We start from the raw sequence: 19000 nt of genomic DNA, 5'->3' as shown, positions 1-19000 counted from the left end.
GCGCTCAGCCGAAAAAGGTGTTACGGCGGTTGGCCAGCAGTTGATAGAGGGTCTGCTGGATCGTCTCGCGCACCTGGTCGGTCAGGTCGAACGTGACCATCGGATCTTCGGCGGCTGATTCGTCGTAGTCCGCGGTGTCGATCGGCTCGCCGAACTGGATGTACCACTTTGACGGGAGCGGCACGATGCCGAGCGGACCGGCGAGCGGGAACAGGGGCGTCACCGGGAAGTACGGCAGGCTCAGCAGCCGTGCCAACAGCTTGACGTCGGCCATCATCGGGTAGATCTCCTCGGACCCGACGATCGAGCACGGCACGATGGGCGCTTTGGTGCGCAGCGCGGCCGACACGAAACCACCACGTCCGAACCGCTGCAGTTTGTACCGGTCCTTGAATTGCTTACCCAGGCCCTTGTAGCCCTCGGGGAAGACCGCAGTCAGCTCGCCCGCGGCCAGGAGCCGGTGCGCGTCGTCGGCGCACGCCATCGTGTGCCCGGCCTTACGGGCCGCCTGCCCGACGCCCGGCATGTCGAACACGAGGTCGGCGGCCAGCAGCCGCAGGTCGCGATGGGCGGGATGCTCGTCACGGACGGCGACCTGGGTCATCAATCCGTCGAACGGCAGGACACCCGCATGGTTGGCGACGATGAGGGCGGCACCGTCGTCCGGCAGGTTCTCGATGCCGCTGACCTCAACCCGGAACCAGGAGTTGAAGAGGACTCTCAGCAAAGGCAGGAAGATTGCGTCGGTGAGGTGACGGTCGAAGCCGAACTCGTCGACGGTGTACTCGCCCATCATCCGTTTGCGGATGAATTCGGCGACGGCCGCGATGCGCTGCGCGAGTTCGTTGGGCTCGGCAGCCTCGATGCCGGTACCGGATGCGGCACCGCGTCGTTGGTCGATCTCGCGAACGACGGCGGCGATTTGTTCGGCGGATGCGCGGCTTCCCGGGTCGGTCAGAAGAGACGGATGACGGGCCCCGCCGTCGAGACGCTGCGCCGCCGCGCGACGCTGAGCCGCTCCACGGCCTGAATTACCGTGCAGCGGAATGACTTTGGCTCTCGGCTCGCCCGCCACTCTTTTACCCTCTTCCCCCACCCGGTGCTGAGCGATGAGTCTACCGTCCCCAGCGCTGTGCCGCCGCTACCGCGCGATTCTCCACAGCGTGTATCCAGCGGGGGTCCACGATCGGTGTCAGCCCGCGGCCGCGCACGTAGTCGTCGAACGCCTCGGCCGTCGTCCACTTCGTCGTGTACCCGAGATCATTGCGCATCCGGGCGGTGTCCATGACGCGCCCGTAGCTCAGATAGTCGAGCTGCTCGCGATCCAGTTCCGTGTTGCGGGCCGCCCGCCACAGCGAATCGACGGCCACGAGCGCCGACCGCGGAACGGGCAGCGCCAGCCGGCCCGATCGCCGGATCGCCTGACTCATCATGATGACGCCGGAGGCCCCGATGTTGTACGCGCCGGCCTTGCCTGCCATCGTCGCGCGTTCCAGCGCACCGAGCGCGTCCTGCTCGTGCAGGAGCTGCAGCCGGGCGTCGTGGCCGACGACGGTCGGCACCACCGGACCGGCCAGGTAGCGCGACAGAGCAGTGTCCATCGCGGGACCGATCATGTTGGCCAGGCGCAGGATCGTCACCGCGATGTCGGGCCTGCGCCGCCCCATGCCGCGCGCGTAACCCTCGATGTCGATGCTGTCGCGGGCGAAGCCCTCCGCGGGCGGCCTGCGCCGGCTGCTGGTCTCGGAGAACAACACCGGATCACGCGCACTGGACCCGTAGACCTCGGACGTCGACTTGAGGATGACCCGCCGCACCGACGGCGCCTTCTGGCACGCCGCGAACAGCTGAATCGCGCCCATCACGTTGAGTTCCTTGAGCGTCGCCCGCCCACCCGAACGGGGGGCGTACGACGCTGCAGCGGCGTGGACGACGGTGTCGACCTCGCCGTTGCGGATGACTTTCGCGATGAACGGGTTTCGGATGTCGGCGCGGACGAACTCCGCGCGACCCATCCTGCGCAACAGATCCTTGCTCGGCGCGACGGCGTCGACCGCGATCACGTGGTTGATCAGCGGGTTCTGCGCAAGCCGCGCAGTCAGATATCCGCCGAGGAACCGGCACGCGCCGGTGACCAGAACAACCTTCGGATAGTTCAGGGCGTCCGTTGCGTCGGCGCCTCCCCCGGACCGACCCTCAGAATCCATCCCGACAGCCTAGCGACGAGGCGTCGGACCTACTTGCCGAGTTTTCTGCGCTGCACCCGGGTGCGACGAAGCAGCTTGCGGTGCTTCTTCTTCGACATGCGCTTGCGCCGCTTCTTGATGACAGAACCCATGAACTCCGCTACCTAAGTGTTTCTTCGACAAACTCGACCGGTGACAATCTCGACCGGTCACATTACCGGGCGACCATCCCGAGGCAGAAATCCGCCGTCCGCCGACGAACGCTTGCGTAAGGAGAAATCAGCCGCCGACAGACCGCCAGGTTTACCCCGCGTCGAAGTACGAGCTCTCCAACATGTCGTGGACGGCCTTGGCATGCACGCGGAATGAACGCCCCACGCGAACGGCGGGCAGTTCCCCGTTGTGCACCAACCGGTACACGGTCATCTTGCTGACCCGCATCAGACTCGCCACTTCGGCGACGGTGAGGAATTGAGCCCGAGGCGCGTCACCGGCATTTCCCTGCCCGGCATCGCGCGCCGCCTTCCCGCCAGCGGAATCCCGCGAAGATGGCCCGTTCATAGACGTCATCGCAACCCAATCCATCAGGCCCGGGCAGTTCCAGCGGCTTCCCCACCGCTGGCACCGGACCCGTGCTTACCACTGGGAGAATAGCGTGGCAGGTGGGGTTACTGCGACGGGTGTGGGGTAATCCGTTCCAAATTGATGAACTACTCAGATGTAATTCCGAGCTGCTCAGAGCGCTTTTTCGCGGCTTCCACGGCGTTGGCCACCGCTGCTCGCAAACCACCCCGCTCGAGTTCCCGCAGACCAGCGGCGGTGGTGCCGCCCGGCGAGGTGACCGTGGCCCGCAGCTGCGCCGCCGAGGTGTCGATGGCCACCCCGTTCGTCGACCCACCGGGCTGCCCGGCTTCGTCGAGGCGCTCCAGCAGCATCGCGGCTGAGCCCGCCATCGTCTGCACGACGAGATCGGTCGCCACAGAGCGCGTCAGGCCCGATTCCACGGCCGCGTCGACGAGCGCCTCCACCATCAGGAAGAAGTAGGCCGGCCCCGAACCCGACACCGCGGTGACGGCGTCGATCTGCGACTCCGACACGGTGAGCACACCGCCCACGGCGTCGAACAGGCTCGCGACCTCCTTGACGTGTTCGGCCGTGGCGAACCGGCCGGGTGCGACGGCGCTGACGCCGCCGCCGACGAGCATCGGGGCGTTCGGCATGACGCGGACCACCGGCGAACCCGCGGGCAACTTGTTCTCGTAGTACTCCGTGCTGACGCCGGCGGCCACGGTCACGAAAACCTGTTCGGCGGCATCACTTTCGGCACGGGCGGCGGTGTCGGCGATGTCACCGATGACGTTGCCGACGTCGTTGGGCTTGACCGCGACGACGACGTAGGTGGCCGCGTCGACCGCGTCGGACACCGACGTCACCCGCACCGAGTACTTCTCGGCGAGGAACTTCGCGCGCTCCGGATAGCGCTCCGCGACCACGAGGTCTTTGACTTGTCTGCCGGCACGCAGGAGCCCCGCCAGCAAGGCTTCGCCGATATTGCCGCCACCGATGATCGCGATTCTGGCCATGTCAAAAGCATGGCACGGGGTCAGGACTCCAGAGCGGGCACCATCGCCAACTGGCGGGTCTGCACGATGATGCGCCCCTCGCAGTCCACGACGACGTGGTCCTCGTCGAACCAGTCCTGACCGATCTGGGTGGCCGTGCACATCACCCGCAGCCAGCCGTCGGCGGGCAGCGCCCGCAGATAGGCGGTCAGCTGCACTGTGGGCGCCCAGCCAAACCTGTTGACGCCGAACGTCACCGGGGCCGACACATCGCCGCACAACAGCGCGAACAACAGATCCGGCGCCACCCCCTTCGGGCGCACCCAGTACTCGATGACCGGCATCTGCTGTTCTGCTCCTCGCGTGCGCGGTCCTCCGTCGGAACGACGGTTGAAGGACGTCAACGACGGCCGGATGTCGCAACCGTGCGCCAGGTGCACGATGTCGGCCATCTGGTGGCCCGGCCCGATCGGCTCCAGACCGGGCGGCGGCTCCGGCGTCATCAGGGGCACGACCGGGTTGACCGACAGCAGCGGCGGAACGTTGTGTTCGGGCGTCCCCATCGTGATCGCGGCGCGCAGCGCGGTCCTGTCACCCTGGCGCAACTCGACGTCGATGAGGCTGACCCGCCGACCCCGCTTGCGGACGGCGGTGACGACGTCCATGGGCCCCGGGTCCGGGGCCCACAGAAAGCTTCCCGACACGGCGATCGGTTCGACCCCCGGCTCGTCGAACTCCGTCCGCGCGGCGTTGGCGCACAGCGCCAGCATGGCGCCGCCGTGCACCTTCGGCCCGATCGTCCAATGCTCGTTGAGAAGGCCTCGATAGACCCCGTCCCCGGCGGATGTCAGCGCCATCGCATCGGTGAACAGCGTGGAGCTCGTCATGCACATCCTCGCGTTAGCGCAGCAGATGCTCCCTGGCGAACTGCAGCGACTCGGACAACAACGCCTCTCGTTCGGCGGCGTTGCGCGCGCCGGAGGTCGTGACCTCGAGGATGACATGACCCGCAAACGAGCTCGCGGCCAGCATCTCGCAGATCTCCACGGTGGGCTGCGTGCCGTGGCCGGGCACCAGGTGCTCGTCGTGGGAGGCGCCGCTGCCGTCACACAGATGCAGGTGCACGAGACCCTCACCCATGCGCCTGGCCATGTCGATCGCGTCGGTGCCCGCGGTTGCGGAGTGGGACAGGTCGAGCGTGTAGTGCGCGTGCCCGCCGTCGAGAGGGTCGTACGACGGCGCGAACGCCGAGATGCCGGGCCCCGGCGCTCCCCCGCGCTTACGCATCCGCTCGATCGACGTCTGCCCGGCCCCGAAGAACCTGTCGGCCCGGAACGGGAACATGTTCTCCACCGCGACCATCACGTCGCTGGTGGATTCCAACTCGGCCACCTGGTCGCTGAATCCTTCGGCGTAGCGACGTTGCCAACGGAACGGCGGATGGACGACGACGGTCTGCGCGCCGAGCTGCTCGGCGGCGCGCACGCTGCGGTCCAGCTTCGGGATGGGATTGGCGCCCCACACCCGCTGCGAGATGAGCAGACACGGCGCGTGAACCGACAACACGGGCACGTCGTAACGCCTGGACATCGCCTCGATCGCATCGATGTCCTGGCTGACCGCCTCGGCCCACACCATGAGCTCGACGCCGTCGTAACCCAGTTTCGCGGCGGCCTCGAACGCGGCCTCGGTCTTCAGCGGGTAGACCGAGGCCGTCGAAAGGCCGACCTTGATTGCGGGGCGCACCGGGGCGGGCTGCCCTAGCCCGACTGCAGCAACGCCAACGGTCCGAGCGTGACCAGCGCACCGACCGCGACGGCGATCAGGGTGCTGCCGATGTCCTCGGTTTTGCGCACCACGCGCACACCGACCACCAGGCCCAGAATGACGAGCACCGACAGCACCAACGCGACGATGTTGTTCCACTTCCACAGCTGGTCGAAGGCAACAAACAGACCTGCGCCGAAGACGACGGCGACGATGCTCTGCCCAACGATCCAGAGGCCGTGGACCAGCGACGACATCTGACGGGGCTCGTCCGGCTCGTCATCCAGGTCGTCTTCGTCCTCGCCACGATCCTCGTCGCGGTCCTCGTCCAGGGAGGCACGTCCCCCGCGCTGGATCAGCTCGTCGGCGACGGACTGGCCACCGAACAGCGGCTCCTCGGTGGATCGCAGGTATGACGGAAGTTCGTCCCGGTCGTCATCGGTGCCGACGGAGTCGTCGCCGAGCGACTCGGCGTCCTCGTCGACGGCGATTTCGACGTCGAGTGCCTCGATGTCGACCGGCTCGTCGAGCTCATCGGTCACCTCGACGTCGTCGACGCTCCCACCGACGGCGTCCGGAGTCCATGTCTCGACATCGGTACCGCGCTGCTGCATCTTCGCCGAGTACGCGGCGACCGCGTCGGCGTAGTCATCGTCGGTCTCATCCGTGCGCTCGGTCTCGACCTCATCCGTGGGCTCGGCGGCCTCATCGACCTCGTCGGCGGTCTCATCGGTCTCAGCCGGTTCCTCGGCCTCAGCCGGTTCCTCGGCCTCAGCCTCGGCGCTCTCGTCGGTCTCCTCGACGACCTCGTCGGTCTCCGGTTCCGCGACGTGGTCGACTTCGCCGTTCGTGGCAGCCGTCTCCGCCTCTTCGAGGGAGTCGCCGGGTTCTTCAGGGGCCTCGTCGACATAGACGTCGTCGACGGCCTCCGGGACGACGGGTGGTGCGACCGGCGGCGGATCGTCGGGCCGGATGATCGGGATCTCGCCCGTGAGCTCGGCGACGGTGACCGCATCGGCATTACCCCGCCGTCGACGGCGTCTGCCGCCGACCGGCGGTGCACCGATCGTGCCGTTCTTGGCCAGCAGCTCGGCGACCGAAATCGGCCGCGTGTTGCTGTTGCTGTCGTCAGTCATTGTCTCGTTGCCTTCGAGCCTCGCCGCTTCACCGTCCAGCATTGCGCACGGACATCAGCCGTGAGGCCGAATCTCCTGCGCCGCCCTTGGCTGATTTGTCCGCTCCGCTCACTTTGCCTGATTTGCCGGAGCCGCCGACCTTCGCCGGATTGTCGGCACCGCCGACCTTCGCCGGATTGTCGGCGCCACCCACGCCGGCCGTATTGTCAGCTCCGCCGACGAAAGCGCTGCCGTCGGCCTCACTGTCGAGTTTCCGCAGAATGAGCCCTTCTCGCAACGCCCATGGACAGATGTCGACGCTCTCGATGCCGAGTGCTTTCATGCTCGCCTCCGCCACCAGAGCGCCCGCCACGATCTGGGGAGCCCGGTCGACACTCACCCCTTCCAATTCCGCTCGGTCAGCCGCGGTCATCCTAGAGATGAAATTTATGAGTTGCCGAAGACCCGTTGCCGTCAGCGTGCGCTTGACGCGCGGGCCGGCTCCCGACGGCGCGGCGCCGGTGAGCCGCGCCAGCGACCGGAACGTCTTGGACGTCGCGACGGCGAGGTCCGGGCTGCCCGCCTCGGTGATCGCAGCAGCGGCGTCGCCCATCTCGTTGGCCAGCCAGTCGCGCAACATGGCGACGCGTCGGCGCCCCGGCGGATCGTCGGGCAGCCATTCGCGCGTCATCCTGCCCGCGCCGAGCGGCAGCGACAGGGCCACATCGGGTTCCTCGTCGACGCCGCTGGACAGTTCGAGGGAGCCGCCGCCGATGTCGATGTTGATGATCCGGCCGGCGCTCCAGCCGTACCACCGGCGCACCGCGAGGAACGTCAGCCGCGACTCGTCCACTCCGCTGAGCACCTTCAGCTCCACGCCCGTCTCCGACTTCACACGGGCGAGCACATCTTCGGAGTTCCTGGCGTCGCGCACCGCGGAGGTCGCGAACGCCATCAACTCCGCGCATCCCGAACTCGTCGCGATGCGCGCGAACTCGTCGAGGGTGCCGACCAGTGCGTCGGCACCACGCCGGGTGAGCTTCCCGGAATCGTCGATCGCCTCGGCCAGCCGCAAGGACGCCTTCGTCGAACTCATCGGGGTCGGGTGACCACCGCGACGAGCATCCACCACCAAGAGATGGACGGTATTGCTGCCCACGTCGAGCACGCCTAATCGCACTCAACCAACCTAATGGGTCTACCGTGGAAAATTGTGAGTGCATCCCCAACGCATCCCGGTGAGGTCGAGTTGGATTTCGCCCGCGAATGGGTGGAGTTCTACGACCCCGACAACCCCGAGCACCTGATCGCGGCCGACATGACATGGCTGCTGTCACGGTGGACCTGTGTGTTCGGGACACCTGCGTGCAAGGGCACCGTCGAGGGCCGGCCGGACGACGGATGTTGTTCGCACGGCGCGTTTCTGTCCGACGACGACGATCGCGCCCAGCTCGACGACGCGGTCAAGATGCTGACCGCCGAGGACTGGCAGTACCGCGAGAAAGGCCTGGGCAGGAAGGGCTATCTCGAGATGGACGAATATGACGACAAGCCGAACCTGCGCACGCGAAAGTACAAGGGCGCCTGCATCTTTCTCAATCGTCCCGGCTGGTCCGGCGGTATCGGCTGTGCGCTGCACAGCAAGGCGCTCAAGATCGGCGTCGAGCCGCTGACCCTCAAACCCGAGGTGTGCTGGCAGCTCCCGATCCGCCGGACCCAGGAATGGATCACCCGGCCCGACGACACCCAGGTTCTCAAGACCACCATCACCGAATATGACCGCCGTGGCTGGGGAGAGGGCGGCGCCGATCTGCACTGGTACTGCACCGGCGATCCGGCCGCCCACGTCGGCGCCAAGCCGGTGTGGCAGTCCTACGGGCCCGAACTGACCGAGCTGCTCGGCGACAAGGCGTACTCGGAGCTGGCCGCTATGTGCAGGCGCCGCAGCGGTTTAGGGCTCATCGCAGTACATCCTGCAACGCGCGCGGCCGAATGAACCTCTTCCTGTTCCGGCTGATTCCGCCGCGCGCCGACTTCGCGCAGACGATGACCGAACCGGAGCAGCAGGCGATGGCCGACCACATGGAGTACTGGCAGGAGTTGCTCGCCGCGGGTCGCGTCGTGGTCTACGGTCCCGTCGCCGACCCCGAAGGGGTGTGGGGTCTGGGCGTGGTGCGTGCCGGCGACCGCGCCGAGGTGCTCGCGATCGGTGAAGCGGATCCGTCAGTGCTGGCCGGCGTCAACACTTTCGAGGTGGCCGAGATCATGGGCGGCACGACGGGCTAGCGCCCTCGGCGAGGCCGTGCGCCGGATCGCCGGCGCGACAGGGCGACCTTGTAGCAGACCGCCGACACTGCCCGCCTCGATGGCATACCCGTAGACCGTCAGCGCTCCGCGCACCGCCTCCACTGTCGCGTCGACGTCGTCGTTGCTGTGGACGGCCGACGTCACGAACGACTGACCGAGCACCCCGCGGCGCATCAACTCCTGCAGGAACAACGTCCGATAGGCCTGCGACGGCGCGCGATCGGCGTCACAGGCCGCAAAGACCAGACACGACGGACGCCCCGTCACCCGCACGTAATCGGACAGCCCCGCCGCAGCGACGGCTTCGGTGACGCCGCGGGCCAGCCGCCGCCCTGCACCTTCCAACCTGGCGACCGGATCCCCGGTGCGGTACGCAGCCACAACGGCCCGAAAAGCGGCCAGCGACGCGGTTTCCGGGCCGTGGGTGGTCGACAGCAAAAACACCCGGTCCGATTCGGCCCGCAGTCCGCCCAACTCCATGAAGCGGCGCCGGCCCGCCAGCGCCGAGACGGGAAAGCCGTTGCCCATCGCCTTCCCCCAGCAGGACAAGTCGGGCGTCACGCCGTACAGGGTCTGGGCTCCGCCTGCGGCCCAACGGAATCCGGTGATCATCTCGTCGAACACCAGCACCGTGCCGGTTCGGTCACACAAATCCCGCACACCCTGCAGGAAGCCGTCGGCGGGTTCCGCGGTGGCCGTCGCGGCCTCCATCACCACGCAAGCGACATCCCCGGGCTCCAGAAGCGCTGCGAGCGAAGGGAGGTCGTTGTATCGAAACCGGACGGTCGCGGCCGCGTGGTCGGCAGGGATCCCACCGTCCATGGCTGTCGTCCCGATGAACCAGTCGTCAGTGGAGAAGAACGGCTGATCGCAGATCGCCACCTTCACGCGTCCGGTCGCCGCGCGCGAGAGCCGCACCGCCGCCGTCGTGGCATCGGAGCCGTTCTTGGCGAACTTGACCATCTCGGCGCCGGGTACGAGGTCCAGAAAGTCCTCGGCGGCAGCGATTTCCAGCGTGGTCGGCCTGCTGAAGCTCAGGCCGTCGGCCATGGCGCGTGCCGCGGCCTCCACCACCTGCGGATAGCCGTGGCCGAGCGTGACCGCCCGCAACCCCATGCCGTACTCGACGTATTCGTTGCCGTCGGCGTCCCAGACGTGGCACCCCGCACCGTGCGTGAGCACGGCGGGCATGAACTCCGGGTACTGGTCGGGGCCTCTCGCATACGTGTGCGCCCCGCCCGGGACCATGTCGTGCAGCCGATGCTGCAGCTGCCGGGAACGGGCGAAGCTTGGTGTGCGCGAGACGAACCGATCGTCGGGCACCCAGCGGCCGTCGAGCTGCGGCCACCGCGCCGACACCTCGGGCAACAGGTCGCCGAGGGTGAGCAGCACCCGGTCGGGGTCGGCGCGGACGAGGTCCTCCGGTGCGACGATCGGTACGTCGGTGCCCGGCATCCGGCGGCCCTGTTTGGCGGGAGACGCGTCGGCGACTGCGGCGATCAGCGACCGGCTGACCCCTGCGCGAGCGAAGAGCGCGACAGCGCGCGAGGCGGCACCGTAGGCGTACACGCTCCGCCCTGCCCGGCGTTCCTCCTCCAACCAGCAGCGCAGCGCCACAACCTGCGAATCGGCGGCGTCCTGCACAACTCCGACGGTCGCGGGGTCGGTGAGCGCGGCCTCGGACTCCATCAGCGCGCTGACTGTCGGACCGGGCTCGCCGGTCCCGTGCACCGCCGCGACGAGCACGGTGCCACCGTAGAGATCGAAGGTCCAGGCCTGCGCCGCCCGCATGCCGATCCGCTGCAGGTACGACACCACGACCGGAGTCGAGTAGTACGCGAAGTGTCCGTGCCGCAACGAGTTCCACTGCCCGTGTGCGACGATCGCCCCCAGCGTGTGGAACTGCAGAAGCAGGACCCCACCCGGCGCAGTCGCAGCGGAGCGCGCATCGAACGCCGCCATCTGGTCGGCGTCGTGCATGATGCCGAAGCAGTCCAGGACCACGTCAGCGGGTTCGTCGACCGCCCGAAATCCGCGCTCGGCGAGCAGCGGCACCCAACTGCCGCCGTGCGGGCTGCCGAACTCCCGGACGGTACCGCCGGCCAGCCAGCCCGCCTCGCCGACGACCCGGACCGCTTCTGCCGCCTGATCTTTGAGGGCCTGAGGTTCGACACCGCGCGGTTCGGCGGTGACGGTGTCGTCGTCGGCCAGCTGAGCGAGCCCGCACCCGGCGCAGAGGTCCATCGCGAGGGGATGCGAAACCTCCGACGGATCGACGGCCCGGTCCGCCGACGGGAAGTCGTCGGCCGCGGGCACCAGCCCGAGATCGAGCACCCTGTGCAGTTCGGAATGGCCGCATCCGCGGCACCGGCCGGCGGTCATGCCACCATGGCTGGGTGCGTATCGAACCGGCCCGGCTCGCCGGGGTGATCACCCTGGTGCCCCAGACTCACCATGACGACCGCGGGTTGTTCACCCGCACCTTCGACGCGGAGATCTTCGACGCATGGGCCGGCCCAAGCAATGCAGCCGCGTCGTTCATCCAGGACTCGCAGTCCCGGTCGGCCCTCGGCGTCATCCGCGGCATGCACGGCCGTAGCGGAGCGGGTGAGGCCAAGCTGGTGCGGTGCGCCCGCGGCGCCGTCAACGACGTCCTGGTCGATGCGAGGCCGGGTTCGCCGACGTTCGGTCAGCAGCAGGCCTTCCTGCTCGACGACGTCACCTTCACCCACCTGTACGTGCCGCCGGGCATGCTGCACGGATTCCAGGCACTCACCGACACCGCCGACGTGTGTTACCGCATCAACCGTGCCCACGACCCTGCCGAAGACCTCGCGGTCGCCCACGACGATCCCGATCTGGCGATCGACTGGCCGCTTCCCGTCACTCTCGTGTCGCCGCGCGATGCGGCCGCGGGCAGTTGGGCCGACCTCGTCAGGCATCTTGGCTGACCCGGCGCAAGTCCCCGTCCAGCAGCCCGCCGTCACTCAGATACGCCAGCCGCGCCAGCCGGGTGAACTTCCCGACCAGATCGGCGTCGGTCAGTCCGTACCGCCGATACGCATCGGCGAGCTCTGTTGCCCCGTCGGCCACCGACATGCCGGCTTCGAAGCCGAGTTCATTTCTGGCCCTGGCGAAATCAACGCGGTAGGAACGCGGGTCAGCACCGGTCTCCCCGGTGATCAGCACCTCGGAACCCGGAACGGCTTCAGCGACGCTCCGGGCGATCTCCGCGACGGTGACGTTGTTGACTTCGCTGCCGATGTTGTAGGCACGGCAGGACACGGCCGACGCGGGCATCTCCAGGCACCGGGCAAAGGCGGCGGCGATGTCGCGCGCATGCACCAGCGGGCGCCAGGGTGTGCCGTCGGACAGCACGCGCACCACACCGGTCAGCACCGCAGAGCCGACCAGGTTGTTCAGCACGATGTCGGCCCGAAGACGCGGTGAGAAACCGAAAGCCGTTGCATTGCGCAGGAATACGGGACTGAAGTCCGCATCGGCCATCGCGGCGAGGTCGTCCTCCACCCGTACCTTGCTCACCGCGTACGGCGTCAGCGGATGCAGCGGCGCATCCTCGTCGACCAACCCGTCGCCTGCGGCCCCGTACACCGAGCACGTCGACGCATATAGGAACGTCGTGACGCCGGCGTCCTTCGCCAGGCGGGCCAACCGCACCGACGCGTGGTGGTTGATGTCGTGGGTGACTTCAGGGACCAATGCGCCCAACGGATCATTGGACAGCGCGGCAAGGTGGATCACGGCGTCGTAATCCCGCAGGTGCTCCGGGCCGACGTCGCGTAAGTCGACCGAGACGGCGGGCGGGTCGTCGGGGTGCGGGCCCAGCACACAGTCCTCGAAGTAGCCGGTGTCCAGTCCCGATACTTGGTGCCCGGCCGCCTGCAGGATCGGCACCATGACGGTCCCGAGATAACCCAGGTGGCCGGTGACCAGAATTCGTTGTGTCATGCGGCACCTCGCTGCGGGAAGGTCAACAGGGCTTTCTCGGCGATGAAGGCTTCAGCGTGCTGACTTCTGCACTGCACGCCCCGCAGCCGCGACAGCCCCAGGAACGAAGCTTCGTCGAACCAGTCCCGGCCCACCTGGGACGGGTAATGCTTGTGCAGCAACCTGACCTTCTCCTCGGCCGTCGCGGTATCGATCGGATGGAAGACGTTGGGCGACGGCGTGTCCGACTCCCACTTCAGGATCTCGTAGCCCAGCACCAGATGGTCGCGGAACTCCGTCGGCGTCAGTTCGGCGAGCAGCCGGTGATCCTGGTGCGCGTCGTGTCGCTGCGTGGTGAACACCAGCTGCGGGCTACAGCTGCGGCTGAACGCGTGTAGCCCGTCCTTGACCTCGTCCCAGTGCGCCGGCGTCCGCCCGTCCGGCACGCCCAGCAGCGTCACGTGCACCTGAGCATCGGGGCAGAACGCGGCCAGTGCCGCCCGCTCCTCGACCTCGCGCTCCGTGCCCGCCCCTGAGAGCACCAGCGCGTGTACCGACACTCCCGGGTTCGCCCGGCACAGCGTGAGAAGTGTTGCGCCCATGCCGATGGCGATGTCATCGCAATGGGCGCCGAGGACGGCGACTTCGGCGACGGGCGCCGTCAGAAGGCTCATCACGGGCGCGTGCCCTTCACGAGAGGGAAGCCTTCGTCCGCTCCCACAGCGCCCACGGTCGATCGCCGTTGCGGTAGGCGGCTTCGAGTTCGGCGCGCTCCTTGAACGTGTCGGCCGGCTTCCAGAACCCGAGGTGCTTGTACCCGTACAGCGTCCCGTCCTGGGCGAGGCGCCCGCATACGTCCTCGACGAGATCGCAGTTCTCGGTCAACAGGCTCAGCGCCTTCGACGACAGGACGAAGTAGCCGCCGTTCTCCCAGATCGGCAAACGCGACACCGGTGTGATGCCGGTGATCTTCGCCGCGCCTTCGCCGGGGTCGATGTCGACGCAATGGAACGACGACTGCGGCGGGACGATCAGCATCGAGGCCAGCGCCCCGGCGGCCCTGACCTCGTCGATGATGTCGTTCATCGGCGCGTCGGTGAGCACGTCGGCGTAATTGGCCAGGAAGTACTCGTCGTCCTCGACGAAGTGGCGGACGCGGCGAAGGCGTTCTCCGATAGGCGATTCGCTGCCGGTGTCGACGAAAGTGATGGTCCAGTCGCTGATGTCGGTCTGCAGCATCTCGACCTTGCCGCCACGGATGACGAAATCGTTGGATGTCGACTCGTGGTAGGTCAGGAAATAATTCTTGATGTGCTCGGCGCCGTAGCCGAGGCACAGGATGAACTCGGTGTGGCCGAAGTGCGCGTAGTAGCGCATGACGTGCCAGATCAGCGGCCGCGGTCCCAGCATCTGCATGGGCTTGGGGACGGTGTCGTCGGTCCCGTTGCGCATCCGCATTCCGTAGCCGCCGCAGAACAGCACGACCTTCATTTCGGGGTTCCTTCCGCCAGGTTGACCACGGTCAGAGTGGGAAGTGGAAACACCAGTCGCGCACCCCATTCGGCGGCGTAGGCGAGTTGCTCGGTGATCTCGGCAGCCAGATTCCACGGCAGCACCACGATCACGTCCGGCCGGTCCTTGTCGATCTGTGCGGGATCGAGGACCGGGATCCGGGTCCCCGGGGTATACCGTCCGTGCTTGTACGGGTTGCGGTCGACGGTGTACTCGATCAGGTCGGGCCGGATGCCGCAGTAGTTCAGCAGGGTGCTGCCTTTCCCGGGGGCGCCGTAGCCGACCACGCGTTCATTCCGGGCCCGGCACTCCAGCAGGAACCGCAGCAGCTCCTGCCGGATGGACTCGGTGCGCGGCCGCAACCCCAGGTATCCGGAGAGGTCGTGCAGGCCCGCGTCCGCCTCGGCCTGCAGCGCGTCGGCGACGGCCGCCGAAGGGGCGCCGGCACTTTCGGCGGGACGCGCCCACAACCGGATCGATCCGCCGTGCGTCGGAAGCATCTCGACGTCGACCACCGACAACCCGCCAGAAGCGAGTGCTCTGATCGCCGAGAGGACGGTGTAGTACTGGAAGTGTTCGTGATAGATCGTGTCGAACTGGCCCAGCGCAACGAGATTCATCGCGTGGTGCACCTCGATGCTCAGCCATCCATCGTCGGCGAGCAGGGTGCGCAGCGCGCGGGTGAAGCCCACCAGATCCGGGATGTGTGCGTAGACGTTGTTGGCGACCACGAGGTCGGCCGGCCCGTGCTGGGCGCGCACATCGGCGGCCACCTGCTCGTCCAGGAACGATGTCAGCGTCGGCACGCCTCGCTCGCGGGCTGCCTCGCCGACATTGACCGACGGCTCTATCCCGAGGCAGCGGATGCCTGCGCCGACGACGTGCTGCAGCAGGTAACCGTCGTTGCTCGCGACCTCGACGACGAACGAATCCTGGTGCAGGCCCGCACGTTCGGTCGCACCGTCGACGTAGCGCCGCGCATGTTCGACCCAGCTGCCCGAGTACGACGAGAAGTACGAATAGTCGGTGAAGTTGTCTTCCGGCGTGATCAGCGCCGGGATCTGCAGCAGCAGGCAGTCCTGGCACAGCCGCAGATGCAGGGGGTAGGTCTGCTCCGGTGTGTCGAGTTCGCCCGCGGTGAGGAACTTCGCGCACGGCGGGGTTGCGCCCAGGTCGAGGACACTGTGCAACTGACCGGACCCACACAATCGGCAGTTCATTGCGTGTACCCCTCCTGGATTCGGTCGATCGTGGGCGTGGCGTCGTCGACGTCGGGCGGCGGCACCGCCGCAGGGTCCCGTCCCACCCTGCGCAGCCACGCGACGGCCGGACCGATCAGAATCACCGCCGACAGTCCTTCGGCGGCCAGGTACGCCCAGCCGACGCCCGTCACGCCGAGTTCACGTGTCCCGAACCATGACCCGATCACGATCACCGCTGTCACCAGAGCCTGCACCGACAGGTAGAGCGCCAACTTGCGTTGCACGCGGGCGAAGCCTTCGAACGCAGCGGCGACAGCCGAGAGCGGCAGGAATGCCGCCGCCAGGAACAGCAGATCCACACCCTCGGCGCGGTACTCGTCACCGGCGAGGCTGAGCATGAACGGCCCCACCAGGAGCAGACCGGCCGACGCGGCGACCGCCACCGCACCGAGCATGCCGACCATGCGCCACGTCAGGTTGCGGACCTGTCCGGGATGGGCGGCCACCTCCGCCACGTAGGGGCTGACGACCAGATGCATCATCAGATACAGCGCGCTGACCATCGCCCAGGTGACCGCGAAGTGCGCGTTGGCCACGGGACCGATCTGAGTCACGACGATCAGCGGAACGACCAGCGGTCCGATGGACCACAGCGACGCGATGCCGAACGACGATCCGAAGTAGGACCACAACTGCCGGGTCGGTGGCAGATCCGCCTCCTGTTGCCAGCGGGGGTGGCTCCGGATGCGGCGGTGCAGCACGACGTAGGTGCACAACGCCGCGACGGCTGCGGTCAGCGTCCAGCACAGCACGATCGTGACGGCTTGTTCCCAGATCGCCAGCGCCGCAACCGCCCCGAGTTTCGCAGCGGCATGGGCCAGGTTCTTCACCGCGGCCCAGCGCGCCACGCCGAGGCCCGCTGCCGTCTTGTCGAGCAGCGCGAACACCGCCAACGTCAGCACCATCAGCGGGAAAGTGGCCATGGCCCAGCTGGATTGGAACATCGGGTCTCTGGGGCCGACGGCCACCAGGACCGTTCCGACGAGAATGCCTGCCCCGGCGACGAGCAGGAATCCCCGGCGCAGCAGAAACGGCGCGCGGGTTCCCGCGACCGGGAGGAAGCGTTCGTAGAGCACATCGATGCCGAGGGTCGACATCGTCGAGAGCAGCACCGCCGATGTGATGAGCGCCGAGGCGAGCCCCACTTCCTGAGCGGGGAACAGCCGCGCGACGACGGCCCAGAAGGCCAGTCCCAGAACACCTGTCGAAGCGGTGGACACGATGAGTGCCAGGGTGTTGACCCGCATGTTGCGTTCGGCGCGCTCGATCATGTCACCTGCGCGCTCGTCCGCCTGCGGGCGCTGCGCAACGTGCTCAGCGCGTACAGGCCGGTGCGCCGCGCCTGCATGTCGTAGGCGCACAGCCGACCCCACAACCGGTCGGCGGCGGTCACGTTCCAGGCTGGGTCGGCGGCGACCTTGTCGGCGAAGCCCAGTATCTGCCCGAGTTGGGACCGGGCCGAGGTGAGCGCCGTCGTGGATTCACTGGCGATCCGGAAGGCCGCCAACGTCTTCGGCACACCATGGAACTCCCCGAGGGCGAGCAGCCGCACCCACAGGTCGAGCTCGCTCAGGAATGAGGTGACGGGCTGGAATCCGCCGCAGCGGTCGAAGTCGGAGCGCCGGAACATCGCCGCAACGGGCGGCCCGATCGGGTTGGTGCCGCTGCGGATGATGCGGCGCACCACGTGGTTGGCGGGTTGCCTGCCCACGATCTTGCGAAGCCCGCGGGCGGGCCTCATCATCCTGCCGTCGTCGTCGATGAAGTCCGTGCGCGCGGACACGAGCGTCACCTCGGCTGCCGCGTCGAGCGCCGCCGCCTGGACCTGTGCGCAGTCCGGCATCAGGGTGTCGTCGGCGCACACGAGCTTGACGTAGTCACCCCGGCTTTCGCGGATCGCGATGTTGAAGTTGTCCACCATCGACACCGTGGTGGCGTTCCTGACCACCCGGAGGCGCGGATCGTCGAGCCGGCCGAGAATGTCGGCGGTGCCGTCCGTGCTGTTGTTGTCGACCACGAGGATCTCGAGATTCGGATGGGTTTGGGCCAACACGCTGTCCAGCGTGACCTTGAGATGTTTCTCGGCCTGGTATGCGGGGATGCAGACCGACACGAGGGTGGCCGACCGGGAGGCGCCCTGAGCCGTTGCTTCGGCCACGCTCAGCTCCCCTCTGACGGACATCTCGTCGAATCGCCGCGATCGCAAATTGCCATTCATTCGCTCAATGGCGATCCGCCGGTTTGCGCGCGCGGGACCGAGGTGTGACTTTATCACCGTCTCGAAATGACAGGCGTAGACAATATTTGCGATCAGCAAAGGCTACCGGCCATGCAGGAAGGGCAACAACACGAACAGCCAAATCAACACGTCTGTACTGCATAATTCGCAACAAGATCTGCCGTAAGGCAAGTCCAACCGCCTCTATGGCGAGAGCAGCGAAGCACCCCTCCGGCTAACACTATTCGAGCGCATTCCAACCTCGGCGGTGTGATCAAGATCACAGGCATCATCGTGCCATCGCGGATGCCATCCTGGATCGCTGTCTGCTTTACAGCAAAGAATCGTGACGGGTGGCCGTCGGTGGGAAACGCAGATGAGCGGCAGCCGTCATCGACGACTGCCGCTCACAGCGACATCTGAGCAGAAACTCAGCCTTCGAGCTTGTACCCCAGCCCGCGGACGGTGACCAGGTGGACCGGGTTTGCCGGGTCGGCCTCGATCTTGCTACGCAACCGCTTCACGTGCACGTCGAGCGTTTTGGTGTCCCCGACGTAGTCGGCGCCCCACACCCGGTCGATGAGCTGGCCGCGCGTCAGCACCCGGCCGCTGTTGCGCATCAGGTATTCGAGTAGGTCGAACTCTTTCAGAGGCAGGGTGACCGGCCTGCCGTTGACGCTGACCACGTGACGCTCGACGTCCATGCGCACCGGCCCGGCCTCCAGCACGCCGTCGGCGATCCCGGTGTCCTCGGCGTCGGAGCCGCGACGCAGCACGGCGCGGATCCGGGCGATGAGCTCGCGCGCCGAGTACGGCTTCGTGACGTAGTCATCAGCGCCGAGTTCCAGCCCGACGACCTTGTCGATCTCGCTGTCGCGCGCGGTCACCATGATCACCGGGACGCTGGAGCGGGACCGCAGCTGTTTGCAGACGTCGGTACCGCTCATCCCGGGCAGCATGAGATCGAGCAGCACGATGTCGGCGCCGGCACGTTCGAACTCGGCAAGGGCCGAAGGCCCGTCGGCCACCACCGTGGCTTCGAAACCTTCTTTACGGAGGAGGAAGGCCAGGGGATCCGCCAAGGACTCCTCGTCCTCCACGATCAGCACGCTGGTCATCGATG

General features: G+C 67.4%; 20 protein-coding genes and 1 pseudogene. 3 read left to right on the top strand and 18 right to left on the bottom strand.

The genetic code is table 11. From position 1 onward, the window contains the following. Positions 1-4 precede the first annotated feature (4 nt). The 9 genes from P9A17_RS02770 to P9A17_RS02730 form a co-directional block, all read right to left on the bottom strand. Positions 5-1075, bottom strand: a complete 1071-nt coding sequence (locus P9A17_RS02770; protein ID WP_278037085.1) for a lysophospholipid acyltransferase family protein — start codon at positions 1073-1075, stop codon at positions 5-7. A 40-nt stretch (positions 1076-1115) separates the two neighbouring features. Further along, positions 1116-2207 (bottom strand): SDR family oxidoreductase, encoded by a 1092-nt coding sequence (locus tag P9A17_RS02765; RefSeq protein WP_278037084.1) that lies wholly within the window; start codon positions 2205-2207, stop codon positions 1116-1118. Positions 2208-2236: 29 nt separating this feature from the next. Next, positions 2237-2338 carry an AURKAIP1/COX24 domain-containing protein gene (locus P9A17_RS02760; RefSeq protein ID WP_003402602.1) on the bottom strand — a complete coding sequence of 34 codons (102 nt, stop codon included), beginning with the start codon at positions 2336-2338 and terminating at the stop codon, positions 2237-2239. Positions 2339-2489: 151 nt separating this feature from the next. Beyond that, positions 2490-2756, bottom strand: a complete 267-nt coding sequence (locus P9A17_RS02755; protein WP_278037083.1) for a helix-turn-helix domain-containing protein — start codon at positions 2754-2756, stop codon at positions 2490-2492. 140 nt (positions 2757-2896) lie between these two features. Beyond that, on the bottom strand, positions 2897-3769 hold the full coding sequence (gene proC, locus P9A17_RS02750; protein WP_278037082.1) for a pyrroline-5-carboxylate reductase: 873 nt from the start codon (positions 3767-3769) through the stop codon (positions 2897-2899). A 20-nt stretch (positions 3770-3789) separates the two neighbouring features. After that, the gene (locus tag P9A17_RS02745) at positions 3790-4635 is read right to left on the bottom strand and encodes a thioesterase family protein (protein WP_278037081.1); all 846 of its coding nucleotides are present in this window, start codon (positions 4633-4635) and stop codon (positions 3790-3792) included. A gap of 13 nt (positions 4636-4648) precedes the next feature. Then, the gene (locus P9A17_RS02740) at positions 4649-5494 is read right to left on the bottom strand and encodes a sugar phosphate isomerase/epimerase (protein ID WP_278037080.1); all 846 of its coding nucleotides are present in this window, start codon (positions 5492-5494) and stop codon (positions 4649-4651) included. Positions 5495-5508: 14 nt separating this feature from the next. Further along, positions 5509-6651, bottom strand: a complete 1143-nt coding sequence (locus P9A17_RS02735; protein WP_278037079.1) for a hypothetical protein — start codon at positions 6649-6651, stop codon at positions 5509-5511. A gap of 28 nt (positions 6652-6679) precedes the next feature. Further along, a complete protein-coding gene (locus P9A17_RS02730) occupies positions 6680-7810 on the bottom strand; it encodes a Ppx/GppA phosphatase family protein (RefSeq protein ID WP_278037078.1) in 1131 nt (376 codons plus the stop codon). A 12-nt stretch (positions 7811-7822) separates the two neighbouring features. On the opposite strand from P9A17_RS02730, the gene P9A17_RS02725 reads away from it, so the two are divergent. After that, the gene (locus P9A17_RS02725) at positions 7823-8626 is read left to right on the top strand and encodes a hypothetical protein (protein WP_278037077.1); all 804 of its coding nucleotides are present in this window, start codon (positions 7823-7825) and stop codon (positions 8624-8626) included. Continuing rightward, positions 8623-8916, top strand: coding sequence for a YciI family protein (locus tag P9A17_RS02720; protein ID WP_278037076.1), 294 nt, complete (start codon positions 8623-8625; stop codon positions 8914-8916). The genes P9A17_RS02725 and P9A17_RS02720 overlap by 4 nt, the downstream gene beginning before the upstream one ends. On the opposite strand, the gene P9A17_RS02715 is transcribed toward P9A17_RS02720, so the two are convergent. Beyond that, positions 8854-10260 (bottom strand): glutamate-1-semialdehyde 2,1-aminomutase, encoded by a 1407-nt coding sequence (locus P9A17_RS02715; RefSeq protein ID WP_278038577.1) that lies wholly within the window; start codon positions 10258-10260, stop codon positions 8854-8856. The genes P9A17_RS02720 and P9A17_RS02715 overlap by 63 nt on opposite strands. A 72-nt stretch (positions 10261-10332) precedes the next feature. Then, positions 10333-11319 (bottom strand): annotated as a pseudogene (locus tag P9A17_RS02710) (methyltransferase domain-containing protein); the annotation flags it as partial. A 14-nt stretch (positions 11320-11333) separates the two neighbouring features. Here P9A17_RS02710 and P9A17_RS02705 point away from each other — a divergent pair. Continuing rightward, positions 11334-11888, top strand: coding sequence for a dTDP-4-dehydrorhamnose 3,5-epimerase family protein (locus P9A17_RS02705; RefSeq protein ID WP_278037075.1), 555 nt, complete (start codon positions 11334-11336; stop codon positions 11886-11888). On the opposite strand, the gene P9A17_RS02700 is transcribed toward P9A17_RS02705, so the two are convergent. The 7 genes from P9A17_RS02700 to regX all read right to left on the bottom strand — a co-directional run bounded on the left by P9A17_RS02700 (position 11872) and on the right by regX (position 18995). Next, positions 11872-12906: an SDR family oxidoreductase gene (locus P9A17_RS02700; RefSeq protein ID WP_278037074.1), complete on the bottom strand. Its 1035-nt coding sequence runs from the start codon at positions 12904-12906 to the stop codon at positions 11872-11874. The two genes, P9A17_RS02705 and P9A17_RS02700, sit on opposite strands and share 17 nt — an antisense overlap. Beyond that, a complete protein-coding gene (locus tag P9A17_RS02695; RefSeq protein ID WP_278037073.1) occupies positions 12903-13559 on the bottom strand; it encodes a PIG-L family deacetylase in 657 nt (218 codons plus the stop codon). The genes P9A17_RS02700 and P9A17_RS02695 overlap by 4 nt, the downstream gene beginning before the upstream one ends. 16 nt (positions 13560-13575) lie before the next feature. Beyond that, a complete protein-coding gene (locus P9A17_RS02690) occupies positions 13576-14376 on the bottom strand; it encodes a glucose-1-phosphate cytidylyltransferase (RefSeq protein ID WP_278037072.1) in 801 nt (266 codons plus the stop codon). Continuing rightward, positions 14373-15617 carry a class I SAM-dependent methyltransferase gene (locus tag P9A17_RS02685; protein WP_278037071.1) on the bottom strand — a complete coding sequence of 415 codons (1245 nt, stop codon included), beginning with the start codon at positions 15615-15617 and terminating at the stop codon, positions 14373-14375. Before P9A17_RS02685 ends, P9A17_RS02690 begins: the two co-directional genes overlap by 4 nt. Further along, the gene (locus tag P9A17_RS02680; RefSeq protein WP_278037070.1) at positions 15614-16930 is read right to left on the bottom strand and encodes a lipopolysaccharide biosynthesis protein; all 1317 of its coding nucleotides are present in this window, start codon (positions 16928-16930) and stop codon (positions 15614-15616) included. Before P9A17_RS02680 ends, P9A17_RS02685 begins: the two co-directional genes overlap by 4 nt. After that, complete coding sequence (locus P9A17_RS02675) at positions 16927-17817, bottom strand: glycosyltransferase (RefSeq protein WP_278037069.1); 891 nt, start codon at positions 17815-17817, stop codon at positions 16927-16929. The genes P9A17_RS02680 and P9A17_RS02675 overlap by 4 nt, the downstream gene beginning before the upstream one ends. Before the next feature lie 491 nt (positions 17818-18308). Next, positions 18309-18995 carry a two-component sensory transduction protein RegX gene (gene regX / locus P9A17_RS02670; protein WP_278037068.1) on the bottom strand — a complete coding sequence of 229 codons (687 nt, stop codon included), beginning with the start codon at positions 18993-18995 and terminating at the stop codon, positions 18309-18311. Positions 18996-19000: the final 5 nt, after the last annotated feature.

Source organism: Mycobacterium sp. 236(2023), assembly GCF_029623955.1.
GTDB lineage: Bacteria > Actinomycetota > Actinomycetes > Mycobacteriales > Mycobacteriaceae > Mycobacterium.
The sequence above is the reverse complement of the archived record's forward strand: the minus strand, read 5'-3'. Positions and strand labels throughout refer to the sequence as shown.